This window comes from Stenotrophomonas sp. 05L44_2 (assembly GCF_056665995.1).
In genome coordinates this window covers 1-2,915 of the sequence record NZ_JBFTNR010000701.1, presented here as the reverse complement: position 1 = coordinate 2,915, position 2,915 = coordinate 1, and the positions used below count along the sequence as shown (strand labels likewise).

The following is a 2,915-nucleotide window of genomic DNA, read 5'->3' as shown; positions in this document are numbered from 1 at the left end:
CACTGGACGCTGCCGACGCTTGTCAGCACGGTCCGCTGACCCGGAAGCCTGGAACATGACTACGCTTCGATTTCCTCTACTGGCGCTGGCGTCACTGACGCTGGCACCTGTCAGCTTCGCCGGCACGCCCGCGCAGTTCACGTTCCTTGAACAGAACGGACACCTGGCGTGCGACAACACAGGCACCTGCCGGATGGTGGCGTTCGGCCCACCGGCCGCGTTGATGCTGGGCGTGCTCATCGAGCGTGCCGCTGGACCAGACACCCCCGTGACGGCGCGATTGTCGCTGGCTGATGGCAGTGACGGCGCGCCCCGCAGCCCGCGGGTGCATCCAGAGGGCCGGCTGCGGCTGCATGTGGATGGCGCGGACCTGGGTGATATCGGCCCGGTGGATGCGCTTGAGGCCGGCCTGGCTCTGGCACCGCCACATGCGCAGGCGCTGCTGGATGCACTGGGGCGCGGGCGGCCGGTCAGGATGACCGACACGGCGGGCCAGACATGGCCATTGGCAGAGAGCGGTAATGCCGCACTGCTGCTGAAGATGGACGAGGCACAGGGCCGCTTGCACACCCCAGGGGCGTTGGTGGGCAAGGGTTTGCGGCCGGAATCGCACGTGCCGGCCGCACGGGTGGCACCTCGCCTGGTGCCGCCACCGCTGCTGGTTGAAGCCCACGACGAGGATGCCGCGCTGGCCGAACGTGCCGATCTACTGCAAGCGCTGCTACCGCGCGCCGAGGCCGGCGCGGGTTGCGCTGCAGCCTCTTCCCGCTACCTGCGCATCGAGCGGATCGATGCAACGCATGTGCTGGCGATGTTGAACTGCACGACCGGCCGCTACATCCGGCCAGCCGGCAGCTGGGTGATCCGCGACCGAACGCCCTTTGCGCCCGTGCTGATCACTGCATCCACGCTGTTCCCGCTCTACCCGCATGCCGTGTTCCTTGAAGAAGGCTTTGCAAGCGCTACGGACCGCTGCGGGATAGACCGGCATTGGGCCTGGGATGGAGCCCGCCTGGTGCTGGCGGCAACCTTCGTCGGCCGGCACTGCCTGGGCGCCGGTCAGCGCCACTGGCAACTGCCGACCTACGTTACGGAATCGCGCTAGGGCATCCGCCGGGCATGGCCCGGCGCTACCACCCCGTCAGGCGTCGTGAAGCTGCCGTGGCTTCTTCCAGAACTGCCAGCGCTGGCCGCGATCCAGCTGGAACTGCAGGCCGTCCTCGAAATCCAGCACCAGGCGCTGCAGCTCGCCACGCTTGAGCGCGGCCAGCAGCGGCCGGATTGCATCGTTGCCCAGCTGCTGCAGCGAGCGCAGCTGGCGCAGGTCGACCAGTGCATCGACCGACTGCTCGCCATCCACCGCGACACCTGCGGCCTGGGCCAGGCCCTGCAGCAGCGCATCGCGGCTGCGCACCTGCGCGTGCGGCGTGGCCACCGATACCGGCATCACGCCACCACCCCAGAACCACAGCGAATTGATCGGCTGCTGGCCCTGCGCGGCGCGCTGCTGGTTCCACGAGTGGGTGTGCAGCAGCACCTGCGCTTCGGTCATCAGTGCGCGCCAGCGACGGCCCGCCTCGCCCGGCGGCAGGTGCGAGAACAGGTCATCACCCAGCACCTCGTCGGGGCTGTCGAACTCCGGCAGTTCAGTACCGATGGGCAGGCGCAGGTACCAGCGTGACGGATCGGGTGCATCCAGCACGAAGCCTGCATCCGCAAACAGCGGCTGCAGCACGGGCAGCAACGCCAGCGTATCGGCCAGGCTGGGCCGCAGCGTTTCGCCGTGGCCCATCATCCGCGCGCCATGCATGTCCGGCACCATGCAGGCCGGATCGGCACGCAGCCAGCAGGCGCCGGCGGCATCACCGACGTCACGCTGGCGGGTCAATGCGGCCACCGGCCAGTGCGGCGCGGCCACCGTGAGGCGAGGAAATCGCGATCAGGCCGAGTTTGATGTCCGCTTCCAGATCACCAACGATCTGGTACTTCTTCTCTTCGTCCGATTCCACGTCGGCCAGGATCACGCTGGCCCCGAAYACCACCTTGGAGCCTGCATTGAGCTTGCTCACGTCGATGATCTCGGCGTGCGACAGCTCGCCTTCCAGCTGCTTGATGCGGCCTTCGATGAAGCCCTGTTCCTCGCGCGCGGCGTGGTACTCGGCGTTCTCCTTCAGGTCGCCGTGCTCGCGCGCTTCGGCGATCGCGGCGATCACCTTCGGACGCTTGACCGACTTCAGGTGATCCAGTTCGTCGCGCAGACGCTGCGCGCCCTTCATCGTGATGGGTGCTCTCATGCGTTCAACTCCTTGTGCAGTTCCTGCAGCGACCAGACCGGGCCGGTACCRCGGAATTCCAGTGAATCCACCAGCGCCTTGGCACCGGCAATGGTGGTCGAATAGGTGACACGGTGCTGCAGTGCCTCGCGACGGATCGAGAACGAGTCGTTGATCGCGGCACGGCCTTCGGTCGTGTTGACGATATAGACGATCTCGCCGTTCTTGATCGAATCGACGATGTGCGGGCGACCCTCGACCACCTTGTTGATGATCTCGCAGTCCATGCCGTGCTGCTGCAGCCACGCTGCGGTGCCACGGGTGGCAACCAGGCTGTAGCCACGCGCCAGCAGGGCCTTGGCCACCGGCAGCACGCGCTTCTTGTCCGGGTCGCGCACCGACACGAACGCCTTGCCCACTGGCGGCGCCTTGATGCCACCGGCTTCCTGCGCGCGCGCGAAGGCGGCGTTGAAGCTGCGGCCCACGCCCATCACCTCACCGGTGGAGCGCATCTCCGGCCCGAGGATCGGGTCGACGCCCTGGAACTTGGCGAACGGGAAGATCGCTTCCTTCACCGAGTAGTAGTCCGGCACGATTTCCTTGGTGGCGCCCTGCTCTTCCAGGGTCTTGCCGGCCATGCAG

2 protein-coding genes and 2 pseudogenes are annotated in these 2,915 nt (G+C 67.2%); 1 reads left to right on the top strand and 3 read right to left on the bottom strand.

The window, feature by feature from the left end:
• The first annotated feature begins 55 nt into the window (after window positions 1-55).
• Window positions 56-1,105 (top strand): DUF1176 domain-containing protein, encoded by a 1,050-nt coding sequence (locus AC1VAN_RS19530; RefSeq protein WP_442252242.1) that lies wholly within the window; start codon window positions 56-58, stop codon window positions 1,103-1,105.
• Window positions 1,106-1,141: 36 nt separating this feature from the next.
• Here AC1VAN_RS19530 and AC1VAN_RS19525 read toward each other — a convergent pair.
• From AC1VAN_RS19525 to carB, 3 genes and pseudogenes are all read right to left on the bottom strand, one after another.
• Window positions 1,142-1,921: pseudogene (locus AC1VAN_RS19525) on the bottom strand (phosphoglycerate mutase); the annotation flags it as partial.
• Entirely contained in the window at window positions 1,872-2,294 is a 423-nt protein-coding gene (greA, locus tag AC1VAN_RS19520; RefSeq protein ID WP_480986508.1) for a transcription elongation factor GreA, read from the bottom strand. The pseudogene AC1VAN_RS19525 and the gene greA, both read right to left, overlap by 50 nt.
• A pseudogene (gene carB, locus AC1VAN_RS19515) lies at window positions 2,291-2,915 on the bottom strand (carbamoyl-phosphate synthase large subunit); the annotation flags it as partial. The gene greA and the pseudogene carB, both read right to left, overlap by 4 nt.

Bases quoted from the DNA above. Each gene is read 5' to 3' on its own strand.
- AC1VAN_RS19530 (WP_442252242.1), top strand. From the start codon at position 56: ATGACTACGCTTCGATTTCCTCTACTGGCGCTGGCGTCACTGACGCTG.